Genomic DNA, 1,295 nt, shown 5'->3' with positions numbered 1-1,295 from the left:
TCCGTGCCCTACTCAGCGAGCACCCCGACGTACTGGTCGGCACCGCCAACTCGCTGCAAGGCCTCGAGCGCCCTGCCGTCGTGGTGCTGCACCCGTTGGCGGGATACCGGACCGCCGAACCTTTCAACCTCGACGCGGGCCGCACCTGCGTGATGCTCTCGCGTCACCGCGCCCACATGTCCGTCGTCATCGATGACACGACCGCGAGCGTCCTTGCACACGGTGCGCCGTCGCCCGCGCTCGAGGTCCAGACCGCCCTGTTGGCCGCGCTGCACAGCACCCCCGCTGTGTAGCTCACCCGCAAGGGAAAGGGACACAACACATGTCCGAAACAACGAAGCCCGAATACCGTGCACGCGCCTGGGAAGGAATAGACACATTCGACGCAGTCGCGGCATCGACAGCAGGCGGCAGCAAGCACGATGACTTCCGCTACGAGCAAGACCCCGAGTCGCAGATCCACGACAACGGCGTCCGCGCTGTGCGGGCAGCAGACGGAATGATCGCGTATGCCCGCCGCTGCGGAACCGGCACCGGGACTGTTTCGTAATCGGTGTTTTGGCCCGAGACGCTGAGTGAATGCTCGGCGAGGAGGTGCCGAGATGACGACACTGGAGAATGTGACGAAGAAGAGGGCCGAGCCCTCCGCGGAAGCTGCGGCGGCCGCGGAGTTGGTGCGCCTGGCCAAGGAGCAGGGCCTGTCGCTGACCGGGCCGGACGGTTTGCTCAAGCAGTTCACCAAAACCGTTCTGGAAACCGCACTGAACGAGGAGATGACCGAGCACCTCGGGCACGACAAGAACCAAGCTCCGGCCGATCGGGAGTCTACGAATATTCGCAACGGGACTCGGTCGAAAACGGTGTTGACCGAGGCCAGTGGGCATGTCCCGATCGAGGTCCCTCGTGATCGGGAAGGGACGTTCGAGCCGCAGATCGTCAAGAAACGCCAACGTCGATTGAACGGGGTCGATGAGATCGTGTTGTCGTTGTACGCCAAAGGATTAACGACTGGTGAAATCAGTTCGCATTTCGCTGAAATCTACGGGGCCTCGGTCTCGAAGGAGACCATCTCGCGGATCACCGACAAGGTCCTCGAGGAGATGCAGGACTGGTCTGCCCGTCCGCTCGACGAGGTGTACGCGGCAGTTTTCGTCGATGCGATCGTCGTCAAAGTTCGAGACGGGCAGGTCGCAAACCGGCCGATCTACGCGGCGATCGGCGTCAGTCTCGACGGACGGCGCGACGTGCTCGGATTGTGGGCCGGCACCGGCGGTGAGGGCGCCAAATTCTGGATG

Annotated in this window: 2 protein-coding genes and 1 pseudogene; all 3 read left to right on the top strand. The window is 63.2% G+C overall.

Translation table 11 applies throughout. From position 1 onward, the window contains the following. Window positions 1-293 (top strand): annotated as a pseudogene (locus tag AC0B9F_RS38140) (hypothetical protein); the annotation flags it as partial. 29 nt (window positions 294-322) lie between these two features. Beyond that, entirely contained in the window at window positions 323-550 is a 228-nt protein-coding gene (locus AC0B9F_RS38135) for a hypothetical protein (protein ID WP_245220050.1), read from the top strand. 52 nt (window positions 551-602) lie between these two features. Then, a partial coding sequence (locus AC0B9F_RS38130) for an IS256 family transposase (RefSeq protein ID WP_472010399.1) occupies window positions 603-1,295 on the top strand: 693 nt, incomplete at its 3' end.

The organism is Streptomyces sp. NPDC097129, from assembly GCF_055668065.1.
The sequence above is the reverse complement of the archived record's forward strand: the minus strand, read 5'-3'. Positions and strand labels throughout refer to the sequence as shown.

Bases quoted from the DNA above. Each gene is read 5' to 3' on its own strand.
- AC0B9F_RS38135 (WP_245220050.1), top strand. From the start codon at position 323: ATGTCCGAAACAACGAAGCCCGAATACCGTGCACGCGCCTGGGAAGGA.